At 69.5% G+C, this 22,795-nt stretch carries 18 protein-coding genes and 2 pseudogenes; 14 read left to right on the forward strand and 6 right to left on the reverse strand.

Annotated elements, in window-relative coordinates; all coding sequences use genetic code 11:
- A pseudogene (locus tag PV679_RS23150) lies at positions 1-346 on the forward strand (integrase core domain-containing protein); the annotation flags it as partial.
- Between the two features lie 126 nt (positions 347-472).
- Here PV679_RS23150 and PV679_RS23155 read toward each other — a convergent pair.
- Positions 473-2,380, reverse strand: a complete 1,908-nt coding sequence (locus PV679_RS23155; RefSeq protein WP_319682281.1) for an ABC transporter ATP-binding protein — start codon at positions 2,378-2,380, stop codon at positions 473-475.
- Between the two features lie 232 nt (positions 2,381-2,612).
- Here PV679_RS23155 and PV679_RS23160 point away from each other — a divergent pair.
- From PV679_RS23160 to PV679_RS23170, 3 genes and pseudogenes are all read left to right on the forward strand, one after another.
- Positions 2,613-3,053: pseudogene (locus PV679_RS23160) on the forward strand (MarR family winged helix-turn-helix transcriptional regulator); the annotation flags it as partial.
- Between the two features lie 377 nt (positions 3,054-3,430).
- Entirely contained in the window at positions 3,431-5,254 is a 1,824-nt protein-coding gene (locus tag PV679_RS23165; RefSeq protein ID WP_319682283.1) for an ABC transporter ATP-binding protein, read from the forward strand.
- Positions 5,251-7,032, forward strand: coding sequence for an ABC transporter ATP-binding protein (locus PV679_RS23170; RefSeq protein WP_319682284.1), 1,782 nt, complete (start codon positions 5,251-5,253; stop codon positions 7,030-7,032). Before PV679_RS23165 ends, PV679_RS23170 begins: the two co-directional genes overlap by 4 nt.
- A gap of 133 nt (positions 7,033-7,165) precedes the next feature.
- Here PV679_RS23170 and PV679_RS23175 read toward each other — a convergent pair whose 3' ends face one another.
- Positions 7,166-7,957 (reverse strand): metal-dependent hydrolase, encoded by a 792-nt coding sequence (locus tag PV679_RS23175; protein WP_319682285.1) that lies wholly within the window; start codon positions 7,955-7,957, stop codon positions 7,166-7,168.
- A gap of 60 nt (positions 7,958-8,017) precedes the next feature.
- Between PV679_RS23175 and PV679_RS23180 the strand changes: the two genes are divergently transcribed.
- From PV679_RS23180 to PV679_RS23190, 3 genes are all read left to right on the forward strand, one after another.
- Entirely contained in the window at positions 8,018-10,591 is a 2,574-nt protein-coding gene (locus PV679_RS23180) for a DEAD/DEAH box helicase (protein WP_319682286.1), read from the forward strand.
- Positions 10,592-10,630: 39 nt separating this feature from the next.
- Positions 10,631-11,509 carry an acyl-CoA thioesterase II gene (locus tag PV679_RS23185; protein WP_319682287.1) on the forward strand — a complete coding sequence of 293 codons (879 nt, stop codon included), beginning with the start codon at positions 10,631-10,633 and terminating at the stop codon, positions 11,507-11,509.
- A gap of 78 nt (positions 11,510-11,587) precedes the next feature.
- Complete coding sequence (locus tag PV679_RS23190) at positions 11,588-12,076, forward strand: glutathione peroxidase (RefSeq protein WP_319682288.1); 489 nt, start codon at positions 11,588-11,590, stop codon at positions 12,074-12,076.
- 130 nt (positions 12,077-12,206) lie between these two features.
- Here PV679_RS23190 and PV679_RS23195 read toward each other — a convergent pair whose 3' ends face one another.
- Positions 12,207-13,436, reverse strand: coding sequence for an acyl-CoA dehydrogenase family protein (locus PV679_RS23195; RefSeq protein ID WP_319682289.1), 1,230 nt, complete (start codon positions 13,434-13,436; stop codon positions 12,207-12,209).
- Positions 13,437-13,601: 165 nt separating this feature from the next.
- On the opposite strand from PV679_RS23195, the gene PV679_RS23200 reads away from it, so the two are divergent.
- Positions 13,602-14,246 (forward strand): TetR family transcriptional regulator, encoded by a 645-nt coding sequence (locus PV679_RS23200; RefSeq protein ID WP_319682290.1) that lies wholly within the window; start codon positions 13,602-13,604, stop codon positions 14,244-14,246.
- A 59-nt stretch (positions 14,247-14,305) separates the two neighbouring features.
- Here PV679_RS23200 and def read toward each other — a convergent pair whose 3' ends face one another.
- Positions 14,306-14,854, reverse strand: a complete 549-nt coding sequence (gene def / locus PV679_RS23205) for a peptide deformylase (protein WP_319682291.1) — start codon at positions 14,852-14,854, stop codon at positions 14,306-14,308.
- 115 nt (positions 14,855-14,969) lie between these two features.
- Between def and PV679_RS23210 the strand changes: the two genes are divergently transcribed.
- The 5 genes from PV679_RS23210 (at position 14,970) to PV679_RS23230 (ending at position 19,474) form a co-directional block, all read left to right on the forward strand.
- Positions 14,970-16,208, forward strand: a complete 1,239-nt coding sequence (locus PV679_RS23210) for a Mur ligase family protein (RefSeq protein ID WP_319682292.1) — start codon at positions 14,970-14,972, stop codon at positions 16,206-16,208.
- Positions 16,209-16,252: 44 nt separating this feature from the next.
- Positions 16,253-16,981 carry a type 1 glutamine amidotransferase gene (locus PV679_RS23215; protein ID WP_319682293.1) on the forward strand — a complete coding sequence of 243 codons (729 nt, stop codon included), beginning with the start codon at positions 16,253-16,255 and terminating at the stop codon, positions 16,979-16,981.
- A 130-nt stretch (positions 16,982-17,111) separates the two neighbouring features.
- Positions 17,112-18,137 carry a 6-phosphofructokinase gene (locus PV679_RS23220; protein ID WP_319682294.1) on the forward strand — a complete coding sequence of 342 codons (1,026 nt, stop codon included), beginning with the start codon at positions 17,112-17,114 and terminating at the stop codon, positions 18,135-18,137.
- A 147-nt stretch (positions 18,138-18,284) separates the two neighbouring features.
- On the forward strand, positions 18,285-19,235 hold the full coding sequence (locus tag PV679_RS23225) for a cytochrome c oxidase assembly protein (RefSeq protein WP_319682295.1): 951 nt from the start codon (positions 18,285-18,287) through the stop codon (positions 19,233-19,235).
- An 80-nt stretch (positions 19,236-19,315) separates the two neighbouring features.
- Positions 19,316-19,474: a hypothetical protein gene (locus tag PV679_RS23230; protein WP_319682296.1), complete on the forward strand. Its 159-nt coding sequence runs from the start codon at positions 19,316-19,318 to the stop codon at positions 19,472-19,474.
- Positions 19,475-19,536: 62 nt separating this feature from the next.
- On the opposite strand, the gene PV679_RS23235 is transcribed toward PV679_RS23230, so the two are convergent.
- Complete coding sequence (locus tag PV679_RS23235; RefSeq protein WP_319682297.1) at positions 19,537-20,739, reverse strand: SPFH domain-containing protein; 1,203 nt, start codon at positions 20,737-20,739, stop codon at positions 19,537-19,539.
- 35 nt (positions 20,740-20,774) lie between these two features.
- Positions 20,775-20,996 (reverse strand): hypothetical protein, encoded by a 222-nt coding sequence (locus PV679_RS23240; protein ID WP_319682298.1) that lies wholly within the window; start codon positions 20,994-20,996, stop codon positions 20,775-20,777.
- 485 nt (positions 20,997-21,481) lie between these two features.
- Between PV679_RS23240 and PV679_RS23245 the strand changes: the two genes are divergently transcribed.
- Positions 21,482-22,777, forward strand: a complete 1,296-nt coding sequence (locus tag PV679_RS23245; protein WP_319682299.1) for a Dyp-type peroxidase — start codon at positions 21,482-21,484, stop codon at positions 22,775-22,777.
- The last annotated feature ends 18 nt before the right edge of the window (positions 22,778-22,795 follow it).

Consider the following 22,795-nt stretch of genomic DNA (forward strand, 5'->3'; position numbering starts at 1 on the left):
AGCGGGCCCACGCCTTCTTCACCGCCGCGGGAATCACCGTCCAGCGCGTCCTGACCGACAACGGCGCCCGCTACAAATCCCACCACTGGCGCGACACCCGTGCCGCACACGGCATTTCACACAAGCGCACCCGGCCCTACCGGCCCCAGACCAACGGGAAAGTCGAACGCTCAACCGGACCCTGCTGGACGAGTGGGCCTACGCCAAGACCTACCGCACCGAGACCGAACGACGCGACGCCTACCCCGCATGGCTCCACACCTACAATCACCACCGCGGACACACCGCGCTCAAAGGCCAACCACCCGCCAGCCGCGTCCCCAACCTCACGGGTCAATACAGCTAGTGACAGATTGAACGACCAAATGGTGACAACCACAGAGACCAGAACCGCTCAAAGCCCCAGCTCGACTACCGCTTCGAGTGACAACTATCTCGATCAATCACACCGCTTCAGGCCGGCTCAGGGCCTTCAGGGCGCGACCGGCGCCAGGTCCTCAGCCGGTGTCACGTCGTCACCGGATATCGAATCGCCGTCGCGTGCTCCGACGCCCTCGGATGCCGGAGCGCCGGCGCCGGCCGGCCGGCTGTCCCTGCGGACCAGGGCGGCATAGCGGCCGTCCTGCCGGAGCAGCTCGTCATGGGTGCCCCGCTCGGCGATCCGCCCCGCGTCAAGGACCACGATCTGGTCCGCGTCCCTGACGGTGGAGAGCCGGTGCGCGATGGTGATCGTGGTGCGCCCCTGCGAGAGCGCGTCGATGGCCTGTTGCACGGCATGCTCGGTACGGGTGTCCAGCGCGCTGGTCGCCTCGTCGAGGATCAGGACGGGCGGGTCACGCAGGATGGTCCTGGCGATGGCCAGCCGCTGCTTCTCGCCTCCGGAGAACCGGTATCCGCGCTCGCCGACCAGCGTGTCGTAGCCGTCGGGAAGTGAGGCTATGTGGTCGTGGATCTGGGCGGCGCGGGCCGCCGTCCGGATCTCCTCGTCGGTGGCTTCCGGCTTGGCGAAGCGCAGATTCTCCGCCACGGACGCATGGAAGAGATAGGTCTCCTGCGACACGACACCGACGGCGCGGGCGAGGGTGTCGAACTCCAGCTCCCGCACGTCGACGCCGTCGAGCAGGACCCGGCCGCCGGTCACGTCGTACAGCCGGGGCACGAGATAGCTGAGGGTCGACTTGCCGGAGCCGGTGGGCCCCACGACGGCGAGGCTGCCGCCTGCCGGGACGGTCAGATCGATGCCCTTGAGCGTCTGCGCGTCCTTGTCGTCGTAGCTGAAGTCGACACCTTCGAACCGCACTTCACCGCGGACCTTGCCGAGCTTGACCGGCCGCCGGGACTCGGTGATCGTGACGGGAAGATCGAGGTACTCGAAGATGCGCTGGAAGAGCGCGAGCGAGGTCTGCATCTGCACTCCGGTGGAGAGCAGGCTCACGGCGGGCCGGAAGAGGCCCTGCTGGAGCGAGACGAACGCGACGAGCGTACCGATGGAGACAGCGCTGCCACTGGCGTGCAGCGCGATGCCCGCGGCCCAGTAGATGACGGCGGGCATGGCGGCCATGACGATCCCGATCGTCGACATCCGCCACCGCCCCGCCATGTTGGAGCGCACCTCCAGGTCGACGAGCCGCTCGGACTCGTTCGAGAAGGATGTGGTGAGTGAGTCGGCCCGTCCCATCGTGCGGCCGAGGAGGATGCCGCTCACCGAGAGCGATTCCGTGACGGTGGCGGCCATCGTGGCCATCTGCCGCTGCCGGTCCGTGGTGATCTTCTTACGCTCCCGGCCGACCCTGCGGCTGATCCAGACGAACAGCGGAAGCAGGATCATCGAGACGGCGGTGAGCCGCCAGTCCAGCGCGAGCATCGCGACGACCGAGGCGACGACGGCCGTGAAGTTGGAGACCAGGGAGGTCGCGGTGGAGGTCACGGTCGCCTGCATGCCGCCGATGTCGTTGGCTATGCGGGACTGGACCTCTCCCGTCCTGGTACGGGTGAAGAAGGCGAGCGGCATGCGCTGGAGCTGGGTGTATACGCCGGTGCGCAGATCGTGCATGACCCGCTGGCCGACTGTCGTCGAGATCAGTGTCTGCAGTACGCCGAAGACACTGTTGACGACCGCGGTGAGGATCATGCCGAGGGCGAGCAGACTGAGCAGTCCGGTACGGCCCTGCGGTATCGCGGTGTCGAGGACCTCGCGCAGCATGAACGGCGAGGCGACCGAGACCAGCGACGAAGCGCCCACGAGCAGTCCGACGACGGCGAGCCGGCCGCGGTAAGGGCGGAAGAGACCGAAGATGCGCCGCAACTGGGCGGGCGGCTCCGGTTGCCCCGGACCGTCCGGCCGGGGCGACGGTGTCCAGGTGGATGGTTCGCGTTTCATGGGCTCCTTCGAGAGGTTCGAGAGGTTCGACGGATTCGGCACCGTCAACGGGTTCGACGGATGCGATGGACTCGACTGAGCGATGAACTCGGCGGAGAGAACGCATTCGGCGGAGGCGGCGGACGAGTGCCCTGGGCTGAGGTGCGGAAGGGCTGACACCCCGGAGACCTCAGAGAGCCTAGCCCATTGTTACCTATGTTCACAATGACCCTTGTCCTGATATTATTCCGGCATGGACACCCCCGACGCCGACGGTCTGCTGGCGGAGCAACTGCTCAGGCTGACCCGCAGGCTCCACCGCATCCAGAAGCGGCAGATGGAGCCGATCGGCATCACCCCGGCGCAGGCCCGGCTGCTGCGTACCGTCGCGTTCTACGACCGGCCGCCGCGCATGGCCGATCTGGCGGAGCGTCTCGAAGTGGTGCCCCGCGCCGTGACCAGCCTGGTCGACGGGCTGGAGGGAAGCGGCGCGGTGCGGCGCGTCCCCGATCCCACCAATCGCAGGGTCGTGCGGATCGAACTCACCGACACCGGCCGGGCGACTCTGCGAGCGCTGCGCGGTGCGCGCAGGTCAGCCGCTGAGGACATCCTGGCTCCCTTGACCACGGAACAGCGCGAGGTGCTGGGCGGACTACTTTCGACTCTGGTCGACGGAGGTCATGAACGCCACTGCGCACCGGGCCGGCGCCAAGAGGAGCGAGAAGGCCAGGAGGAGCGAGAGGACCGGGCCGGCCACGAGGACGCCGACGGCGACAGCGGTGCCGAGGGACGTGCCACGCCGCCGCCGGGGCCGGCGCGCGCGGCTCTCCCCGGCGACTGATCATCCACCGGCACCGAGCGGTCCGGCGCCCGCTCCACGGTCGGCGAGGTGAGGTCCGGAGTGAGGCCGTACGCGAGGCGCACGCGCCGCGCACCGTGTGAATCCTCTCTGCCGTCCGGATCATTCCGGCTGGCTCGATCTGGATCCTCGCGGAGAAAATCGATTGCCCCTGGCGGTCCGTGAAGGTGAACCTTGCACGGTTTGGGCCACTCCACGAGTCATGGGACATCATGCAGATTCGCGACCTTCCCTATCCCGATCCAGGGATCCCCGACGCTCGGTCAGGCCCACGGTTCCTGCTGTGGCTCGGACGCAACCAGCTCGGCGGCCAGCTCAAGGCACTCGCCTGGGGCCTGCTGCACTTCACCGGCATCGCGGGACTCTCGGTGGGCGCCGGGCTCGCCGTCCAGGCGGTCGTCGACCGCTCCGGCGGCCGGCTCGCGCTCTCCGGCGGCCTCATCGCGCTGTTCGGCGCCGCCATCTCCGTAGGCGACACCATGCTGCACCGCTCCGCCGTCACCAACTGGATCACCGCCGCCGCGCGTGTCCAGCAACTGCTGGCCCGCAAGACCGCCGAGCTGGGCTCGGCGCTGACCCGCCGGGTGGCCGCCGGCGAGGTCGTCGCCGTCTCCACCGGCGACGTCGAGAAGATCGGCTGGTTCGTGGAGGCGCTCTCGCGTTTCCTCGCCGCCGCCATCGCCATCGTGATGATCTGCGTCGGCCTGGTCATCTATCTGCCCGAGCTCGGGCGGCTGGTCGCTCTTGGTGTGCCGGTGCTCGCGCTCGCCGTACTGCCGCTGCTCCCGCGCGCCACCCAGCGGGCCGACATCCAGCGCGAGAAGGCCGGCAAGGCCACCGAACTCGCCTCCGACACCGTCGCCGGACTGCGGGTCCTGCGCGGCATCGGCGGCGAGGAGCTGTTCCTCGGCCGCTACCGCGCCGCCTCGCAGGAGGTACGCGAGGCCGCCGTCCGCAGCGCCCGGATGTGGTCGCTGATCTCCGCGATCCAGGTCCTGCTGCCGGGCGTCCTGCTGATCACGGTCGTCTGGTACGGCGCCACTCTGGCCCTGGACGGACGTATCGAGGTCGGCGGGCTGGTGACCGTGTACAGCGCGGTGACCCTGCTGCTCTTCCCGCTGCGGCACTTCGAGGAGATCGCCATGGCGTACTCCTTCTCACGGCCGTCGGCCAAGCGCGCCGCCCGGGTGCTGTCGCTGGAGCGGACCTCGTACGAGAGCGAGCGCGGCGGCCTCGACGACGCCCGGCCGACCGGGGATCTGTACGACCCCGCCACCGGACTGCTCGCGCCGTCCGGCCTGCTGACCGCCGTGGTGTGCGGCGATCCGGACGCGGCGGGACGGCTCGCCGAGCGTCTGGGAGGCCATGCGGCCGAGGAGGAGAAGTCTCCGTCCGTGCTGCTCGGCGGGGTCGCGCTGGACGATCTGCCACTGGACGCGGCCCGCGCGAGCGTGCTCGTCCAGGACAAGGACCCGGTGCTGCTGTCGGGCACGCTGGCGGAGCTGCTGGATGTGCCGGCCTCCGGCGCGGTCGACGCGCCGAAGGCGCTGGCCGCCGCCCAGTGCGGGGATGTCCTCGACGCGCTCGCGCAGGCGTCGGTGGACGGCACCGGTGACCCGATGCGGTCCCGGATCACGGAACGCGGCCGCTCGCTGTCCGGCGGACAGCGGCAGCGGCTGGCGCTGGCCCGTTCGCTGGTCACCGACCCGGAGGTGCTGGTCCTCGACGAGCCGACGTCCGCCGTCGACTCGCACACGGAGGCCCGGATCGCGGAGAGCGTGAAGGCGCTGCGGACCGGACGTACGACGGTGGTGTTCGCCTCCTCGCCGCTGCTGCTGGACCGCGCGGACCGCGTGGTGTTCGTGCACGAGGGCCAGGTCTCGGCGGTCGGTTCGCACCGTGAGCTGGTGCGGAGCGACGCCGGCTACCGGGCGGTCGTGACACGTGAGACCGAGCCGGAACAGACGGTGAGACAAGAGGAATTGATGGCGCCGGCCGCGGTGCGGGCACGGGAAGAGATCGAGGAATCAGCATGATCGGCGTCGCGCCACCGGCCTACGACCCGGCGGCTCCGGTGTCGGCCACGACCCTGCCCGTCGGTACTCCCGCGACCGTACGGGCCTATGTGGGCGGACTGCTGCGCCGGCACCGCAAGGCGTTCGCGCTGCTCGTCACCGTCAACGCCGTCTCGGTCGTCGCCTCGATGGCCGGCCCGTATCTGCTCGGCGGCATCGTCGAGGACCTCTCCGACGGAGCGCGCGAGCTGCATCTGGAACGCATCGCCGCGGTGTTCGCGGTCGCGCTCGTCATCCAGACGGTGTTCACACGGCTGGTACGGCTGCGCGGTGCGATGCTCGGCGAGGAGATGCTCGCGGATCTGCGCGAGGACTTCCTCGTCAGGGCCGTCGGGCTGCCGCCCGGCGTGCTGGAGCGGGCCGGCACCGGCGATCTGCTGTCCCGGATCACCACCGACATCGACCGGCTGGCGAACGCCATGCGCGAGGCGGTACCACAGCTCGCGATCGGCCTCGTATGGGCGCTGTTGCTGCTCGGCGCGCTGACCGTCACCGCGCCGCCGCTGGCGCTCGCGGTGCTGCTGGCGCTGCCGGTCCTGATCATCGGATGCCGCTGGTACTTCAAGCGGGCGTCGTCGGCGTACCGCTCGGAGGCCGCCGGATACGCGGCGGTCGCGGCCATGCTCGCCGAGACGGTCGACGCCGGACGGACCGTGGAGGCGCACCGTCTCGGCGGGCGCCGGGTCGCGCTGTCGGAGCAGCGTGTCAAGGAGTGGACCGCGTGGGAGCGGTACACGCTGTGGCTCCGTTCGGTGTTGTTCCCGACCGTCAACCTCACCCATACGACGATCTTCCTGGCCGTGCTGGTGATGGGCGGCTCCTTCGCCCTCCAGGGCTGGATCACGGTCGGTCAGCTCACCACGGGCGCGCTGTTCGCCCAGATGCTGGTGGATCCGGTCGGTCTCATCCTGCGCTGGTACGACGAGCTCCAGGTGGCCCAGGTGTCCATCGCGCGGCTGGTCGGAGTACGGGACATCGAGCCCGCCGCGGGCGACGAGTCGGTCGTCCCGGACGGCCGGGACGTCAGCGCGGACCGGGTGCGTTTCGGCTATCGCGAGGGCGTCGACGTGCTGCACCGGGTGACGCTGGACGTGAGTCCCGGTACCCGGCTCGCGCTGGTCGGTCCTTCGGGTGCCGGAAAGTCGACACTGGGCCGGCTGCTCGCGGGCATCTACGGCCCGCGACAGGGCCATGTCACTCTCGGCCGCGCGGAGCTGTCCCGGATGCCGGCGGAGCGAGTGCGGGAGCATGTCGCTCTGGTCAATCAGGAGCACCATGTGTTCGTGGGCTCGCTGCGTGACAATCTGCTGCTGGCCCGCGCGGGCGCGGCGGACGCCGAGCTGTGGGCGGCGCTGGGCGCCGTCGACGCGGAAGGCTGGGCGCGGGCCATGGACAAGGGGCTGGACACCGAGGTCGGCTCCGGCGGTGCGGCGCTGACTCCGGCGCAGGCTCAGCAGATCGCGCTGGCCCGGCTGGTTCTCGCGGATCCGCACACCCTGGTGCTGGACGAGGCGACCTCCCTGCTGGACCCGCGCGCGGCCCGGCATCTGGAGCGCTCGCTGGCCCGGGTGCTGGACGGCCGTACGGTGGTGGCGATCGCGCACCGGCTGCACACCGCGCATGACGCGGATGTGATCGCGGTGGTCGAGGACGGCAGGATCAGCGAGCTGGGCAGCCACGACGAACTGGTGGCGGCGGACGGCGCGTACGCGGCGCTGTGGCGGTCCTGGCACGACTGAGCACGACTGAGCACGACGGGGCACGGACAGAGCCCGGACGGGTACGGGGGTCTCGTCCGGGCTCATGGGGGCCGGGGCCGGTGACGCGGAAACCGTCACCGGCCCCGGCCCGTCAGGCGGCGCGGCGCCGCGTTCAGATGAAGCCGAGAGCGGCCGCTCCGCCCACTCCGCCGAGCAGCATGAACGCCGGCATCAGCACCTTCAGCTCCACCCAGGCACCGGCCCGGAAGCGCATCGCCTTCGGCGGGCCGAGCGGGTACCAGCGCTTGCGGCCCAGCGGTATGGGCCACAGGATCGGGCAGCCGGAGACGGTCAGGGCGTCGCCGATGTCATGGACCAGAGCGCCCAGGACGATCGGCAGGCCCAGCCAGAGGTACTCCTGGCCGGGGCCGGTGAACAGCCAGGCCGCGCCGTTGCCCGGCTCGTCCAGGACGCCGGCCAGGATCCAGGCGCTGGTCGCTCCGAGCAGCCAGACAAGAACATCGCTGGAGACTCGCGCGGCCCGCCACAGCAGTCCCTCCACCGCGAGCACGAGATGCACGAAGAGAATGCCGAGCACCGCCCAGCGCCCGCCGGTGATCGCCAGCAGCGACGCGCCGCCGCCGACCGCGACCGCCCAGAGCCAGGTGTGCGTCAGTGTGCGGTGGCCGCCGCTCCGGCGTGGGTCGCCGGGCTTTCTGGTCGCCTTGTAGACGGCGTACGACAGTTTGTCGACGATCTCGCACATCCGCTTCGACACCGGGCCGAACGCCCGCGAGATCGTCGCCGCCTTGTGATCGAGGTCGGGAGCGAGTGCGGCGCCCGCACAGATCAGGGCCCCGACGACCAGGACCGGCCATGGCATGGCGTGGTCGGCGGCGGCCGCCGCGGCGCCCACCCCCAGCCAGGCCGCTGCCCCAGACAGAGAGTGTGCCGGTCCCATCATGGTCGTACCCGCCCCATTGCAGTTGTGGTGAAGCCCAGTTGACGAGGCAGCGTATCGTCCGTGATCTTCGGCCGGTCGTCCGGTTCCCGGATCCATGGGGAAGACAGGCAAGATGGGGGCGTGACCCTTATCGATCAGCTGCCGCCGGACGCCGACCCCGATGCCCTCTTCGAGGCTTTCTCCTCCTGGACCGAGGGCCAGGGCATCACGCTCTATCCGGCTCAGGAGGAGGCGCTGATCGAGGTGGTCTCCGGGGCCAATGTGATTCTGTCCACGCCCACCGGCTCGGGAAAGAGCCTGGTCGCGGCGGGTGCGCACTTTACGGCGCTGGCACAGGACAAGGTCACCTTCTACACCGCTCCGATCAAGGCACTGGTCTCGGAGAAGTTCTTCGACCTGTGCAAGCTCTTCGGCACGGAGAACGTCGGCATGCTGACCGGCGACGCCTCCGTCAACGCCGACGCACCGGTGATCTGCTGCACCGCGGAGGTGCTGGCGTCCATCGCGCTGCGTGACGGCAAGTACGCCGATATCGGCCAGGTCGTGATGGACGAGTTCCATTTCTACGCGGAGCCGGACCGCGGCTGGGCCTGGCAGATCCCCATCCTGGAGCTGCCGCAGGCCCAGTTCGTGCTGATGTCGGCGACCCTCGGTGATGTCTCCCGCTTCGAAGAGGACCTGACCCGCCGCACGGGCCGGCCGACGTCCGTCGTACGGTCCGCGACGCGTCCTGTCCCGCTGTCGTACGAGTACCGCCTCACGCCGATCACCGAGACGCTGACCGAGTTGCTGGAGACGAAACAGGCGCCGGTCTACATCGTGCACTTCACTCAGGCCGCGGCCGTCGAGCGGGCGCAGTCCCTGATGAGCATCAACATGTGCACGCGCGAGGAGAAGGACCGGATCGCCGATCTGATCGGCAGCTTCCGTTTCACCACCAAGTTCGGCCGCAATCTCTCCCGTTATGTACGGCACGGTATCGGTGTGCATCACGCGGGCATGCTGCCCAAGTACCGCCGGCTGGTGGAGAAGCTCGCACAGGCCGGTCTGCTGAAGGTCATCTGCGGCACGGACACACTCGGCGTCGGCGTCAACGTGCCTATCCGTACCGTGCTGTTCACCGCGCTCACCAAGTACGACGGCAACCGGGTACGCACCCTGCGCGCGCGGGAGTTCCACCAGATCGCGGGCCGCGCGGGACGTGCCGGATTCGACACGGCCGGTCTGGTCGTCGCACAGGCGCCGGAACATGTCGTCGAGAACGAGAAGGCGCTCGCGAAGGCCGGCGACGATCCCAAGAAGCGCCGCAAGGTGGTGCGCAAGAAGGCGCCCGAAGGTTTTGTCGCCTGGTCGGACACGACCTTCGAGAAGCTCATCGCCTCCGATCCCGAGCCGCTGACCTCCCGCTTCCGGGTCACCCACACCATGCTGCTGTCGGTCATCGCGCGGCCGGGCAACGCCTTCGAGGCGATGCGCCATCTGCTGGAGGACAATCACGAGCCGCGCAGGCAGCAGCTACGGCACATCCGGCGGGCCATCGCGATCTACCGTTCGCTGCTGGACGGCGGAGTGGTGGAGCGCCTGGAGACCCCTGACGCGGAGGGCCGTATCGTCCGGCTCACCGTCGATCTCCAGCAGGACTTCGCGCTGAACCAGCCGCTGTCCACCTTCGCCCTGGCCTCCTTCGAGCTGCTGGACCCCGAATCGCCGTCGTACGCGCTGGACATGGTCTCGGTCGTGGAATCCACACTGGACGATCCACGGCAGATTCTCGCCGCGCAGCAGAACAAGGCGCGCGGCGAGGCCGTCGCGGCGATGAAGGCGGACGGTGTCGAGTACGAGGAGCGGATGGAGCGGCTCCAGGACGTCTCGTATCCGAAGCCTCTCGAAGAGCTGCTGGTGCACGCCTACAACACGTACCGCACCAGCCATCCATGGGTCGGTGACCATCCGGTCTCTCCCAAGTCGGTGATCCGCGACATGTACGAACGGGCGCTGTCCTTCACCGAGTTCACGTCCTTCTACGAGCTGGCTCGTACCGAGGGCATTGTGCTGCGCTATCTGGCGGGCGCCTACAAGGCGCTGGAACACACCATTCCGGACGACCTCAAATCCGAGGACCTGGAGGATCTCACCGCCTGGCTCGGTGAGATGGTCCGTCAGGTCGACTCCAGTCTGCTCGACGAGTGGGAGCAGCTCGCCAATCCGGAGGTGGAGACCGCCGAGCAGGCTCAGGAGAAGGCCGACCAGGTCAGGCCGGTCACGGCCAATGCCCGCGCCTTCCGGGTGCTGGTCCGCAACGCGATGTTCCGCCGGGTCGAGCTGGCCGCACTGGACAAGGTCGGCGAACTGGGCGAGATGGACGCCGAGTCGGGCTGGGACGCGGACGCCTGGGGCGAGGCGATGGACGCGTACTGGGACGAGTACGAGGACCTGGGCACCGGTCCCGATGCCCGTGGCCCGAAGCTGCTCGCCATCGAGGAGGACCCGGAGCACGGCCTGTGGCGGGTCCGGCAGACCTTCGCCGATCCTCATGGCGACCACGACTGGGGCATCGGCGCGGAGGTCGATCTCGCGGCCTCCGACGAGGAGGGCCGCGCCGTCGTGCGGGTCACGGCCGTCGGCCAGCTCTGACATCCGCCAGGACGTTCCGAGACAGGAGGACACCGAACCATGACCAACCCCGCCGAGCGGCTGGTCGATCTGCTCGACCTGGAGCGGATCGAGGTCGACATCTTCCGCGGCCGCAGTCCCGACGAGTCACTGCAACGGGTCTTCGGCGGTCAGGTGGCGGGCCAGGCCCTGGTCGCGGCCGGCCGCACCACCGACGGCGACCGCCCGGTCAACTCGCTGCACGCGTACTTCCTGCGGCCAGGACGGCCGGGTGTCCCGATCGTCTATCAGGTGGAGCGGGTCAGGGACGGACGGTCGTTCACCACTCGCCGGGTCAGCGCCGTCCAGCAGGGCCGCACGATCTTCAATCTGACGGCCTCCTTCCACCGTCCGGAGGGCGGCGGCATAGAACACCAGCTCCCGCCGCGGCTCGACTTCCCGGACCCCGAGACGCTGCCCACGGTCGCCGACGAGGTACGTGAGCATCTCGGTCTGCTGCCGCAGTCCCTGGAGCGAATGGCCAGACGCCAGCCCTTCGACATCAGATACGTGGACCGGCTGCGCTGGACCCAGGAGGAGATCAAGGACGCGGACGCGCGCAGCGCGGTGTGGATGCGCGCGGTGGGCCCGCTGGGCGACGATCCGCTGGTGCACACCTGCGCGCTGACGTACGCGAGCGACATGACGCTGCTGGACGCGGTCCGTATCCCGGTCGAACCGCTGTGGGGACCGCGGGGCTTCGACATGGCGTCGCTCGACCACGCCATGTGGTTCCACCGCCCGTTCCGTACGGACGAGTGGTTCCTGTACGACCAGGAGTCGCCGATCGCGACCGGCGGCCGTGGTCTGGCGCGTGGCCGGATCTACGACCGGGAGGGCCGGCTGCTGGTCTCGGTGGTGCAGGAGGGACTCTTCCGGCGGCACGGCGACCGGACATAGGACCTCCGACCACCTGTCGGCCGGCCGGGCCCACGGGTCCACAATGGGCCTGAGAGCGTCGTCACCGAGGAGACCTTGATGAGCCTGTACGACATTCCGCTGCGCACCCTCACCGGTGAGCCCGCCTCCCTGGCCGCGTACCGGGGCAAGGCCGTGCTACTGGTCAACGTCGCGTCCAAGTGCGGCCTCACTCCGCAGTACGCCGCTCTGGAGCGGCTTCAGCAGAAGTACGGCGACCGGGGCTTCACCGTTCTCGGCGTGCCCTGCAATCAGTTCGCGGGCCAGGAGCCCGGCAGCGCGGAAGAGATCCAGACATTCTGCTCGGCGACCTACGGCGTCAGCTTCCCGCTGCTGGAGAAGACGGATGTGAACGGGGAGAGCCGGCATCCGCTGTACACGGAGCTCGTCAAGACCGCCGACGCCGGAGGCACGGCCGGTGACGTGGAGTGGAACTTCGAGAAGTTCCTGCTCTCCCCGGAAGGCGAGGTGGTCGCCCGGATCCGGCCGCGTACGGAGCCGGAGGCGCCCGAGGTCGTCGCGGCGATCGAGGCACAGCTTCCCGGCTGACCGGGAAGCGCCAGGACCGGTACGGAGCGCGCCCGCCCCTCGACAGGGCGGGCGCGTCGATTTTCGTGGCCGGGCCCGGGTCACCCGTCGAACGTCTGAGTCTCTGTCAGTGCCGCGCCGCCGAGTGCCGCTATCGAATGGGCATGCCCGACAGGGTGCGGGCGATCACCAGCCGCTGGATCTCGCTGGTGCCCTCGAAGATCGTGTAGATCGCGGCATCCCTGTGCATGCGTTCGACCGGGTATTCACGGGTGAAGCCGTTGCCGCCGAGTATCTGCACCGCCTGAGCGGTGACCTTCTTCGCGGTCTCACTGGCGTACAGCTTGGACATGGAGCCCTCCGCCGAGGTGAACGGCTTGCCCGTCGCCGCCATCCAGGAGGCCCGCCACACCAGCAGCCGGGCCGCGTCGATCCGCGTACGCATGTCGGCGAGCTGGAAGGCGATGCCCTGGTTGTCGATGATCGGCCGGCCGAACTGGCTACGGGTCCTGGCGTAGTCGAGCGCGACCTCGTACGCCGCGCGGGCGGTGCCGACCGCCATCGCGCCGACCGCCGGCCGGGACGCCTCGAAGGTGGCCATGGCCGCGTTCTTCACTCGCTCGCCGCCGGGAGCCGCCGCGCGCTCGCGGGCGCGGGCGAGGCGTTCGTCGAGCTTCTCCTTGCCGCCGAGCAGGCAGTGGCCGGGAACACGGACGTCCTCCAGGACGACCTCGGCCGTGTGCGAGGCGCGGATGCCGTGCTTCTTGAACTTCTGGCCCTGCGCGAGACCGGGAGTGGACGGCGGGACGATGAAGGAGGCGTGGCCCTTCGAGCCCAGCGCGGCGTCGACGACGGCGACCACGACATGGACATTGGCGATACCGCCGTTGGTCGCCCAGGTCTTGGTGCCGTTGAGCACCCACTCGTCCTTCGCCTCGTCGTACACCGCGCGGGTACGCATGGCCGCCACGTCGGAGCCCGCGTCGGGTTCGGAGGAGCAGAAGGCCGCGACCAGCACATTGTCGTCGTCGCCGTACATCTGCGGTATCCAGGTGCCGATCTGCTCGTCGGTGCCGTTGGCGAGGACGCCGACGGCCGCGAGGCCCGTACCGACGATCGACAGGGCGATGCCCGCGTCACCCCAGAACAGTTCCTCCATCGCCATCGGGATTCCGAGGCCCGTCGGGTCGAAGAACTGCTGGGCGTAGAAGTCGAGGGAGTAGATGCCGACCTTCGCGGCCTCCTGGATGACCGGCCACGGGGTCTCCTCGCGCTCGTCCCATTCGGCGGCGGCCGGGCGGATGACGTCGGCGGCAAAACCGTGGAGCCAGTCACGGATCTGCTTCTGGTCGTCGTTGAGATCGAGCGTGAACTCGGTCATGTTCCCCTCCAGCACTACGTCACATACATGTGTTACTTACGGTAACGGCAGTCTGTTACTCGCAAGTAGGAGATGTCAACCGGCCACGGGCTGATCAGCATTGGCAGCGGGCAGGGTGTTACGTTGCCCAGGCGTCACGCAATCGCACGGGCGGGGAGACACTCCATGGAGACGACACAGCAGGCCGAGCAGCAGAGATCGGCGCGGCAGCGGCGGCGCCAGCTCCTGGAAGCCGCGGACCGGGTGGTCCTGCGGGACGGCCCGCACGCCTCCATGAACGCCATCGCCGCCGAGGCGGGCATCACCAAGCCGATTCTCTACCGTCACTTCGGCGACAAGGGCGGGCTGTACCGGGCGCTCGCCAAGCGCCACACCGACGCGCTGCTCGACGCGCTGCGGGCCGCGCTCGACGCGCCGGCCGAGCGGCGCGAGCGGGTCGAGGCGACGCTCGACACCTATCTCGCCGCGATCGAGGCGAGCCCACAGGTCTACCGGTTTCTGATGCATCCGGCCGAAGACACCCAACTGCCTGAACAGGGCTTCGATGTGGGCCGCCATTCGGCCCCGCTGCTGCGCCGTCTCGGAGAGGAACTCGCCAAAGTCATCGAGGAGCGGGTCGACCTCGGCCCGGGCAGTGAGCAGCTCGCCCGGGTCTGGGGCCACGGCATTGTCGGCATGATGCACGCCGCCGGTGACTGGTGGCTCGGTGAACGTCCCTGCCCACGTGAGCAGTTGGTGCGCAGCCTGGCGGATCTGCTGTGGGGCCGGCTGGCCGGAGTCAGCGACCGGGCCGGCGGGCCGGGATTCTGAACGGCCCGCCGCCGCGCCAGGGGCCGGGACGGCCCGCGCACCGGCGGTCCCGGTCCGGTCTACGGCACGGCCGCGGACCAGGGCGCCCGGCGCGCGGCCCGCAGCGCTCTGGACCGGCGCCATCCGGTCAGTCGGTCGGGATAGACCAGGCCCTCCAGGTGGTCGCACTCGTGCTGGAGGCAGCGCGCGAAGAAGCCCGAGCCGTCGACCCGTACCGGCTCTCCGTCCGCCGTGAGGCCCTCCACCGCGGCACGGTCGAACCGCTCGGTCCCGGCCTCGATGCCCGGCAGCGAGAGACAGCCCTCGGGGCCACGCAGCGTGATGCCGTCCGCCTCGGTCAGCCGCGCGTTGACGAGGTGTCCGAGATGACGGACGTCCTCGTCGTCGGGACAGTCGTATACGAAGACCCGCAGCGGCACGCCGATCTGGTTCGCGGCGAGACCCACACCCCGATTGGCGTACATGGTCGCGAACAGATCTTCGACCAGTGCGGCGAGCTCGGGACCGAAGTCCGTGACGGGCTCGGCCGGGGCGTGGAGCACCGGATCACCAAGCATTCTCATGGCTCGTACTCGCCCGGTACTGCCGGGGATCGGACGGTTTCGCATGACGGTCAGGGTACGGTCCGAGGTGACCTCCGCCTTCTGCCCGGTGCCGCGGTTCGGGCCGCTGGCCGGATCTCGATAGGCTGACCCCGGACCGATGCGAGGAGGACCAAGGACGATGTCAGGCAACACGGAGCCGCTGTCGCCGCGAGCGAAGCTGGCCGTGACGGCGGGCAAGGCCGCGGCGGCGGTGTCCCGCGCCGCCGGGCGCGGCAGCGGATCGGTGATCGGCGGCAAGGTGGCGCTCAGACTCGACCCCGATCTGCTGGGGCGGCTGGCGCAGCATCTTGACGTCATCCTGGTCTCGGCGACAAACGGCAAAACGACCACGACGCGGCTGATCGCCGAGGCCCTGCGGGCCGCCGGCCCCGTGGTGTCCAACGCTCTCGGCGCCAATATGCCGGCCGGCATCACCTCGGCCCTCGCGGGCGGTTCCGACGCCAAGTACGGCGTCATCGAGGTGGACGAGAAGTACCTCGCCGGTGTGGCACGCGACACGACACCCAAGGCGATCGCGCTCCTCAATCTCTCCCGCGACCAGCTCGACCGCGCCGCGGAGACCCGCATGCTCGCGGAGAAGTGGCGCGAGGGTCTGGCCGGCACGAAGGCCGTCGTCATCGCCAACGCCGACGACCCGCTGATCGTCTGGGCCGCCTCCTCCTCGCCCAATGTGGTCTGGGTGGCGGCGGGCCAGGAGTGGAAGGACGACGCCTGGTCCTGCCCCTCCTGCGGCGGTGTGATGCAGCGCCCCGGCGACGACTGGTTCTGCGGCGAGTGCGGCTTCCGCAGACCCGCACCGAGCTGGGCCCTGCACGGCGACCATGTCCTCGACCCGCACGGCTCGGCCTGGCCGATCCATCTCCAGCTTCCCGGCCGCGCCAACAAGGCGAACGCGGCCACCTCCGCCGCCGTCGCGGCGACCTTCGGGGTGCCACCGCAGGTGGCGCTGGAGCGGATGTACCAGGTGCAGGCCGTGGCCGGCCGGTACGACGTGGTGTCCTTCCTCGGCCGTGATCTGCGGCTGCTGCTCGCCAAGAACCCGGCGGGCTGGCTGGAGACGTTCTCGCTCATCGATCCGCCGCCGACCCCGGTCATCCTCGCGGTCAACGCCCGAGGCGCGGACGGCACGGACACCTCATGGCTGTGGGACGTCGACTACACCCGGCTGGCCGGCCATCCGATCTTCGTCATCGGCGACCGCAAGCTGGACCTCGCCGTGCGTCTCGAAGTCGCCGGGCTGGACTTCCGGGTCTGCGAGACGCCCGACGAAGCGGTTCAGATGGCGCCGCCCGGACGGATCGAGGCGATCGCCAACTACACGTCATTCCAGGACCTGCGCCGTCGCGTGGGCAACTGAGAGCGCACGGACCCATGACGAACACCTCTGAAAGACGAGCGAGCATGAGCGACAACGGTCTGCGTCTGGTGTGGATCTATCCGGACCTGCTGAGCACTTACGGAGACCAGGGCAACGCTCTGGTGGTGGAGCGCCGGGCCCGGCAGCGCGGCCTGAACGTCACCCGGGTGGATGTGCGCAGCGACCAGCCGGTGCCGACCTCCGGCGACATCTATCTGATCGGCGGCGGCGAGGACCGGCCGCAGCGGCTGGCCGCGGAGCGGCTGCGCCGTGACGGCGGGCTCAGCCGGGCCGTCTCCAACGGCGCGATCGTGTTCTCGGTCTGCGCCGGATACCAGATCCTCGGCCACGAGTTCATCAATGACCTGGGCGAGCGCGAGGCGGGCCTCGGACTGCTCGATGTGGTCTCCACGCGCGGCGAGGGCGAGCGGTGCGTCGGTGACGTACTGGCCGACATCGACCCGCGGCTGAACCTGCCGCAGCTCACCGGCTTCGAGAACCACCAGGGCATCACTCATCTCGGCCCGACGGCGCGGCCGTTCGCCAAGGTCAAGCTGGGCCGCGGCAACGGCACGGGCGACGGCACGGAGGGCGCGTACAACGACACCGTCTTCGGTACGTACATGCACGGCCCGGTGATGGCCCGCAATCCACAGATCGCGGACCTGCTGCTGAAGCTGGCCCTCGATGTGAACGCGCTGCCGCCGACGGACGACCGCTGGTACGAGGCGCTGCGCGCCGAGCGGGTCGCCGCGGCGGTCCAGCCCGCCTGACGCCCTCCGGGGCGTGTCCAGCAGTCGGACGCCGGGTTCGGTCCCGCCGCCACACGCCGGTAGGGTGGCGGCGATCTGGCCGGACGACGGTGTCCGGCCGTCGGCCCACTTTGCAAAGGTATTCCGGGCAATGCGAATTGGTGTGCTCACCTCAGGCGGCGACTGCCCCGGCCTCAACGCCGTGATCAGGTCCGTCGTACACCGCGCCGTCGTCGACCACGGCGACGAGGTGATCGGCTTCCACGACGGCTGGAAGGGCCTCCTGGAGTGCGACTACCGCAAGCTCGACCTGGACGCGGTCGCCGGCATCCTCGCCCGCGGCGGCACCATTCTCGGCTCGTCCCGGGTGCAGCCCGCGCATCTGCGGGACGGCGTGGAGCGTGCCAGAGGTCATGTGGCCGATCTGGGTCTTGACGCGATCATCCCGATCGGCGGCGAGGGCACGCTCAAGGCCGCTCATCTCCTCTCCGAGGCCGGCCTGCCGATCGTCGGCGTACCGAAGACCATCGACAACGACATCCCGTCGACCGACGTGACGTTCGGATTCGACACGGCCGTCGGTGTCGCGACCGACGCGCTCGACCGGCTGAAGACGACCGCCGAGTCCCATCAGCGGGTGCTGATCGTCGAGGTCATGGGCCGGCACACCGGCTGGATCGCGCTGCACTCCGGCATGGCCGCCGGCGCCCACGCCATCGTCGTGCCGGAGCGGCCCTTCGACATCGGTGAGCTGGCGACGCTGGTCGGCAAGCGCTTCTCCGCCGGCAAGCGGTTCGCGATCGTGGTGGTGGCGGAGGGCGCCAAGCCGCGCGAGGGCTCGATGGACTTCGACGAGGGCGGCAAGGACATGTACGGCCACGAGCGCTTCGCGGGCGTGGCCCGGCAGCTCTCGGTCGAGCTGGAGGAGCGGCTCGGCAAGGAGGCCAGGCCGGTGATACTCGGCCATGTCCAGCGCGGCGGCACTCCGACGGCGTACGACCGGGTCCTCGCCACCCGCTTCGGCTGGCACGCCGTCGAGGCGGCGCACCGCGGCGAGTTCGGCATGCTGACGGCGCTGCGCGGCACGGACATCGTGATGGTTCCGCTGGCCGAGGCCGTGGAGACGCTCAAGACGGTGCCCGCCGAGCGTTACGCCGAGGCGGAGTGCGTGCTCTGATCCTCACGGGTCTCCGGCCCCCGGACGCTGCCGCGACCGGCGAACCGCCCCCGGTCGCGGCAGCGTCCGGGGGCGGTTCTAGTCTGGTGCGGACAACACGGCATGAATCATGCCGGTACACCTCAGGACGTCCCCGGGAGCGCACGGATGGATCACAGCGGGCACGGCATGACGATGGATCTGCCGCCGTTCACGCTGGGACGGGCGCTGGAATACTCTCCGGACGCCTTCTTCCTGTTCGGCTCTCTGCTCGGGCTCGCCCTCTACGGCTGGGGTGTGGTGCGGCTGCGCAGACGCGGTGACGGCTGGCCGGCCGGCCGCACCGTCGCGTTCACGCTCGGTGTGCTGACCGTGGCCCTGGTGATGTGCACCGGGCTGAACGACTACGGCATGGTCATGTTCAGCGTGCACATGGTCCAGCACATGGTGATCAGCATGGTCTCTCCCATCCTGCTGCTGCTCGGCGCGCCGGTAACGCTGGCCCTGCGTGCGCTGCCGGTCGCCGGCCGTGGCCGCAAGGGCCCGCGTGAACTGCTGCTCGCGCTGCTGCACAGCCGGTACGTACGGATCGTCACGCATCCCGCCTTCACCATTCCGCTGTTCATCGCGAGTCTGTACGGGCTGTACTTCTCGCCGCTCTTCGACTTCCTCATGGGGTCGAAGACCGGGCATGTCGCGATGATGGTGCACTTCCTCGCGGTCGGCCTGATCTTCTTCTGGCCGATCATGGGCGTCGACCCGGGACCGCACCGGCCCGGCTATGTGATGCGGATGCTGGAGCTCTTCGCCGGAATGCCGTTCCACGCCTTCTTCGGCATCGCGCTGATGATGGCGAGCGAGCCGATGGTCGACACGTACCGGAATCCTCCGGCCTCGCTCGGTATCGACGCCCTGACGGACCAGAACGCGGCCGGCGGCATCGCCTGGGCGTTCAGTGAGATCCCGTCCGTGCTGGTCCTGATCGCCCTGGTCTATCAGTGGTACCGCTCGGAGCAGCGGCAGGCGAAGCGCTCGGACCGGGCGGCCGACCGGGACGGTGACAAGGAGCTGGCGGCGTACAACGACTATCTCGCCTCGCTCCAGGCCCGGAGCCGGTAGCGCGAACCGGCCGTCACGGGCGAGTATGGCCTTCACGGGCGACGACGGCCTTCACCGCCCCGGCCGGGAGGAGGACAGTCATGTCCGGATCCACGAAGACCATGGGTGTGGTGACCGTCGGTGCGCTGGTGTTGGTGACGGCCTACACGGCGGCGCTCGGCAGCAACGGCTGGCTCTGGTTCGGATGGGTGGTGCTGAGCCTGATCACCATCGGGATGATCGCCTCGCGCGGCAACTGACCGGAGCGCCGTCGGCGCGGTGACGCCGCGGCGTCCCTGTCCTGGGACCGGCGGGCGTGCGGTCACGTGGACTCGGTGACGCGGAGCGCCGCCTTTCCGTTCACGTTCGGGGGCGTACCGGCCGCGCCCGTCCCGTGTTTGAGCGAATCGAGTATGGCCATGCCCTGGCCCACCAGACCCGCCGCCACGTCGTTCACGCCGTCGGTGCCGTTGAGGACCGTCAGATTCGCACCGGACATGCCCCGGGCCGCCGCCTCCGCCAGCGCCGGCAGGTTCTCCACGATGCGGTTGGCCGCGATGAGTTCCTGGTTGCCGTCCTTCAGGGACGCGGCACGGGCGGTGTTCGCGTCGGCCTGTGCCTGGGCGATGGCACGCTCCTTGTACGCGCCGCCGTCCGCCTCGAACTTCGCCCGGTCACGGGCCGCTTCCGCCAGCGTGCGCTGCCGGTACGCCTCGGCGTCCGCCGGACGCCTGACCTCGGCCTCCAGCCGCTGCGCGGCGAGCAGTGCCTGACGCCGCGCCAGCGCGGTCCGCTCCTCGATGGTCTCCTGCGAGGCCCTGGCCTCGGCCAGCGGTCCCGCCTGCGCGGCGCGCGCGTTGACCTGCTCCGTCTCGGCGTGGAAGCCGGCCCGCTTGATCGAGGTGTCCCGCTCGTATTCCGCCTTGAGCGCGGCTGCCTGCTGCTCGCGCTCGGCGGCTTCCTGGTCCGCCTTGGCCTGCGCGATGCGCGCCTGGCTCGCGACCGCGGCCGCGTGCGGCGCCGCCAGATTGTCGATGTAGCCGGTCGCGTCGTCGATCTCCTGGATCTGCAGCGCGTCCACGACGATGCCGAGCTTCTCCATCTCGCTGTGGCTGCCCTGTTTCACTTCCTGGGCGACCCGGTCGCGCTCGCGGATGATCTGTTCGACGGTCAGACCGCCGATGATGGAACGGAGGTGACCGGCGAAGATGCGGCCCACCAGCTCTTCCATGTGTTCTTGCTCCGCGAGGAATCGCCGGGCGGCGTTGGCGATCGACACGGCGTCGTCGCCGACCTTGAACACGGATACCGCACGGACCCTGAGCCGGATGCCCTGCTGTGTGACGCAGTCCTCGACGATCTCCGCCTCCCGCAGAGCCAGGGACAGCATGCGGGCCTTCTGCTTCACGGGAAGGACAAAGCTTCCGTGTCCGGTGACGATCCGGAACTGGGTGTCCTGGGCCTGACGTTTGGAGCCGGATATGAGCATTGCCTCGTTGGGCGCGGGAACATGCCAGAACAGCATGACGGACTCCTGTCGTACTACGTGGTTCTCGTGGTTCAGGCGGGAAACGGCTCCACGATCACCGAACGCGCCGAAATCGATTCGACGACGATCACGCGGAGATTCCTGCCGATCGGGCGGTCCGCCCAGGCCGCGTACGCCTCGGACCCGCCCCGTACGGACACCAGGACCTCACCGGGCCCGTCGGCCGGGATCGGAACGGTGACTCTGCCGATTGCTCCGACCGGGGTCTGCGAGGACTCATCTGCCACGGACATACGTCGTTGCTCCACCCGTTTCCCTCGTGACGACGCTCCTGGCCCGGGGCCGACGCTCCACGGACTCACCGGCGCGAGCCGCGCGGGACAATGCCGCCGAGGCCGCGCATGCGTGGGTCTGGGTCCGTACTGCCGGTTCATCAGCCGCGATCATGTGTGATCACGCCTCCCAGAAGGCCGTGACGACGACCTCGTCAGCCGTCGAGGTGACCCCCGGGCAGAGCAGCCGACGGCGGCATGCCCGCATTACTTTCACAGTACTCCGCGAGGCGCCGGGAGAGCGTGACCGCCGGACCCGACCGGGCACTCACTCACCGGAGTGGCGCGATGACGCCTCGCGCCTATATTTCTCTCTGTCGGGACTTTTCCCCCGGCCGGCGGGCGCCGTTCCAGCGGCTGCCGGCCATGAACGGTGCGACCGCCGGCGGCCGGGCCACGGCACGCGCGTACAGACAGGTCACCGGGCTCCTTCCGAGAGGGAAACCATGACTGAGGAAAGACGCCTGGCCCAGGACGAAGAGTGGAGCGGCGGCGGGTGTCCGGCGGGCTCCCTCGGCCGCCGGTCTTTTCTGCACGGCACGGCGGCCGGAGTCGCCGGAGCGGTCGGCGGCAGCGTCCTGGGCGGCGAGGCGTCCCGGGCGGAAGCCGCGGGCGCGCGCCGGGCGGGCACCAACACGATCCCGTTCTTCGGCCACCACCAGGCCGGAATCGCCACGCCTCCGCAGCAGGACGCGATCTTCGTGTCCTGTGACGTGACCGTCTCGAACCGGGCCGAACTCACCAAGCTCTTCGTCACGCTGACCGAGCGAGCCCGCTTCCTCACCTCGGGAGGAACGCCACCGGCCGTGTCCGCCAACGCGGCGCCTTCCGACAGCGGCATCCTCGGGCCCAGGATCCAGGCCAACCATCTGACCGTGACGGTCGGAGCCGGGGCCTCTCTCTTCGACGGGCGCTACGGACTGAGCGGGCGCAAGCCGGTCCAGCTCATCACCATGCGGCCCTTCCGTCACGATGATCTCGACCCCGCTCTGAGCAACGGCGATCTGCTCATCCAGTTGTGCGCCGACCACCGAGACAACACCGTGCACGCGCTGATCGACCTGCTGACCCACACCAAAGGCGCGATGAAGCTGCGCTGGCGTATCGACGGCCAGCGCAATCCGCCGCGCCCGGACGGCGTCCGGCGCGACTGGTTCGGCTTCAAGGACGGCATCGCCAACCCGGACCTCAATGACACCGCCCAGGTGAACCAAGTGGTCTGGACCCAGCCGGGCACCGATGAGCCCGCCTGGGCGGCCGGCGGCACCTATCACGTCGTCCGTATCGTCCACTTCCAGGTCGAGGCCTGGCAGAAGGTGCCCGTCGCCCAGCAGGAGCGGATCTTCGGCCGCCGCAAGGCGAGCGGCGCACCGATGTACGCGGTGTCCGCGAACGCGTCGGATCTCCTCGACCCCGTCTACACCAATGACCCGCAAGGCCTGATCACCCCGCTGAACTCCCATATCCGGCTCGCCAATCCTCAGACTCCGGAGACCGCGTCGACCAGCAGCATCCTGCGTCGCAGCTACGACTACGACCGCAGTCCCAATGTGCCGGAGCTCGACATGGGGCACGCGTTCGTCTGCTTCCAGCGCGAGCTCGACACGTATATCGCCATGCAGACCCGGCTGGAGACGGAGGCTCTGGTGCCGTACATCAGCCCTCGGGGCGGTGGTTACTTCTTCGCCCTGCCCGGCGTACGGGACAAGAACGACTACTACGCGCGCGGCCTCCTCGCCTGATGTCCGTCCGCCGGTGAT

It is taken from the genome of Streptomyces sp. AK02-01A (genome assembly GCF_033795305.1).
In the GTDB taxonomy this organism is placed as follows: Bacteria; Actinomycetota; Actinomycetes; order Streptomycetales; family Streptomycetaceae; genus Streptomyces.

What these genes read in the sequence shown, in the direction of transcription:
- PV679_RS23175 (WP_319682285.1), bottom strand. Translation starts at nt 7,957, where the DNA reads ATGATGGGACCGGCACACTCTCTGTCTGGGGCAGCGGCCTGGCTGGGG.
- PV679_RS23220 (WP_319682294.1), top strand. Translation starts at nt 17,112, where the DNA reads ATGCGAATTGGTGTGCTCACCTCAGGCGGCGACTGCCCCGGCCTCAAC.
- PV679_RS23190 (WP_319682288.1), top strand. Translation starts at nt 11,588, where the DNA reads ATGAGCCTGTACGACATTCCGCTGCGCACCCTCACCGGTGAGCCCGCC.
- PV679_RS23195 (WP_319682289.1), bottom strand. Translation starts at nt 13,436, where the DNA reads ATGACCGAGTTCACGCTCGATCTCAACGACGACCAGAAGCAGATCCGT.
- PV679_RS23240 (WP_319682298.1), bottom strand. Translation starts at nt 20,996, where the DNA reads ATGTCCGTGGCAGATGAGTCCTCGCAGACCCCGGTCGGAGCAATCGGC.
- PV679_RS23245 (WP_319682299.1), top strand. Translation starts at nt 21,482, where the DNA reads ATGACTGAGGAAAGACGCCTGGCCCAGGACGAAGAGTGGAGCGGCGGC.
- PV679_RS23230 (WP_319682296.1), top strand. Translation starts at nt 19,316, where the DNA reads ATGTCCGGATCCACGAAGACCATGGGTGTGGTGACCGTCGGTGCGCTG.
- PV679_RS23235 (WP_319682297.1), bottom strand. Translation starts at nt 20,739, where the DNA reads ATGCTGTTCTGGCATGTTCCCGCGCCCAACGAGGCAATGCTCATATCC.
- PV679_RS23200 (WP_319682290.1), top strand. Translation starts at nt 13,602, where the DNA reads ATGGAGACGACACAGCAGGCCGAGCAGCAGAGATCGGCGCGGCAGCGG.
- def (WP_319682291.1), bottom strand. Translation starts at nt 14,854, where the DNA reads ATGCGAAACCGTCCGATCCCCGGCAGTACCGGGCGAGTACGAGCCATG.
- PV679_RS23155 (WP_319682281.1), bottom strand. Translation starts at nt 2,380, where the DNA reads ATGAAACGCGAACCATCCACCTGGACACCGTCGCCCCGGCCGGACGGT.
- PV679_RS23165 (WP_319682283.1), top strand. Translation starts at nt 3,431, where the DNA reads ATGCAGATTCGCGACCTTCCCTATCCCGATCCAGGGATCCCCGACGCT.
- PV679_RS23170 (WP_319682284.1), top strand. Translation starts at nt 5,251, where the DNA reads ATGATCGGCGTCGCGCCACCGGCCTACGACCCGGCGGCTCCGGTGTCG.
- PV679_RS23225 (WP_319682295.1), top strand. Translation starts at nt 18,285, where the DNA reads ATGGATCACAGCGGGCACGGCATGACGATGGATCTGCCGCCGTTCACG.
- PV679_RS23215 (WP_319682293.1), top strand. Translation starts at nt 16,253, where the DNA reads ATGAGCGACAACGGTCTGCGTCTGGTGTGGATCTATCCGGACCTGCTG.
- PV679_RS23185 (WP_319682287.1), top strand. Translation starts at nt 10,631, where the DNA reads ATGACCAACCCCGCCGAGCGGCTGGTCGATCTGCTCGACCTGGAGCGG.
- PV679_RS23210 (WP_319682292.1), top strand. Translation starts at nt 14,970, where the DNA reads ATGTCAGGCAACACGGAGCCGCTGTCGCCGCGAGCGAAGCTGGCCGTG.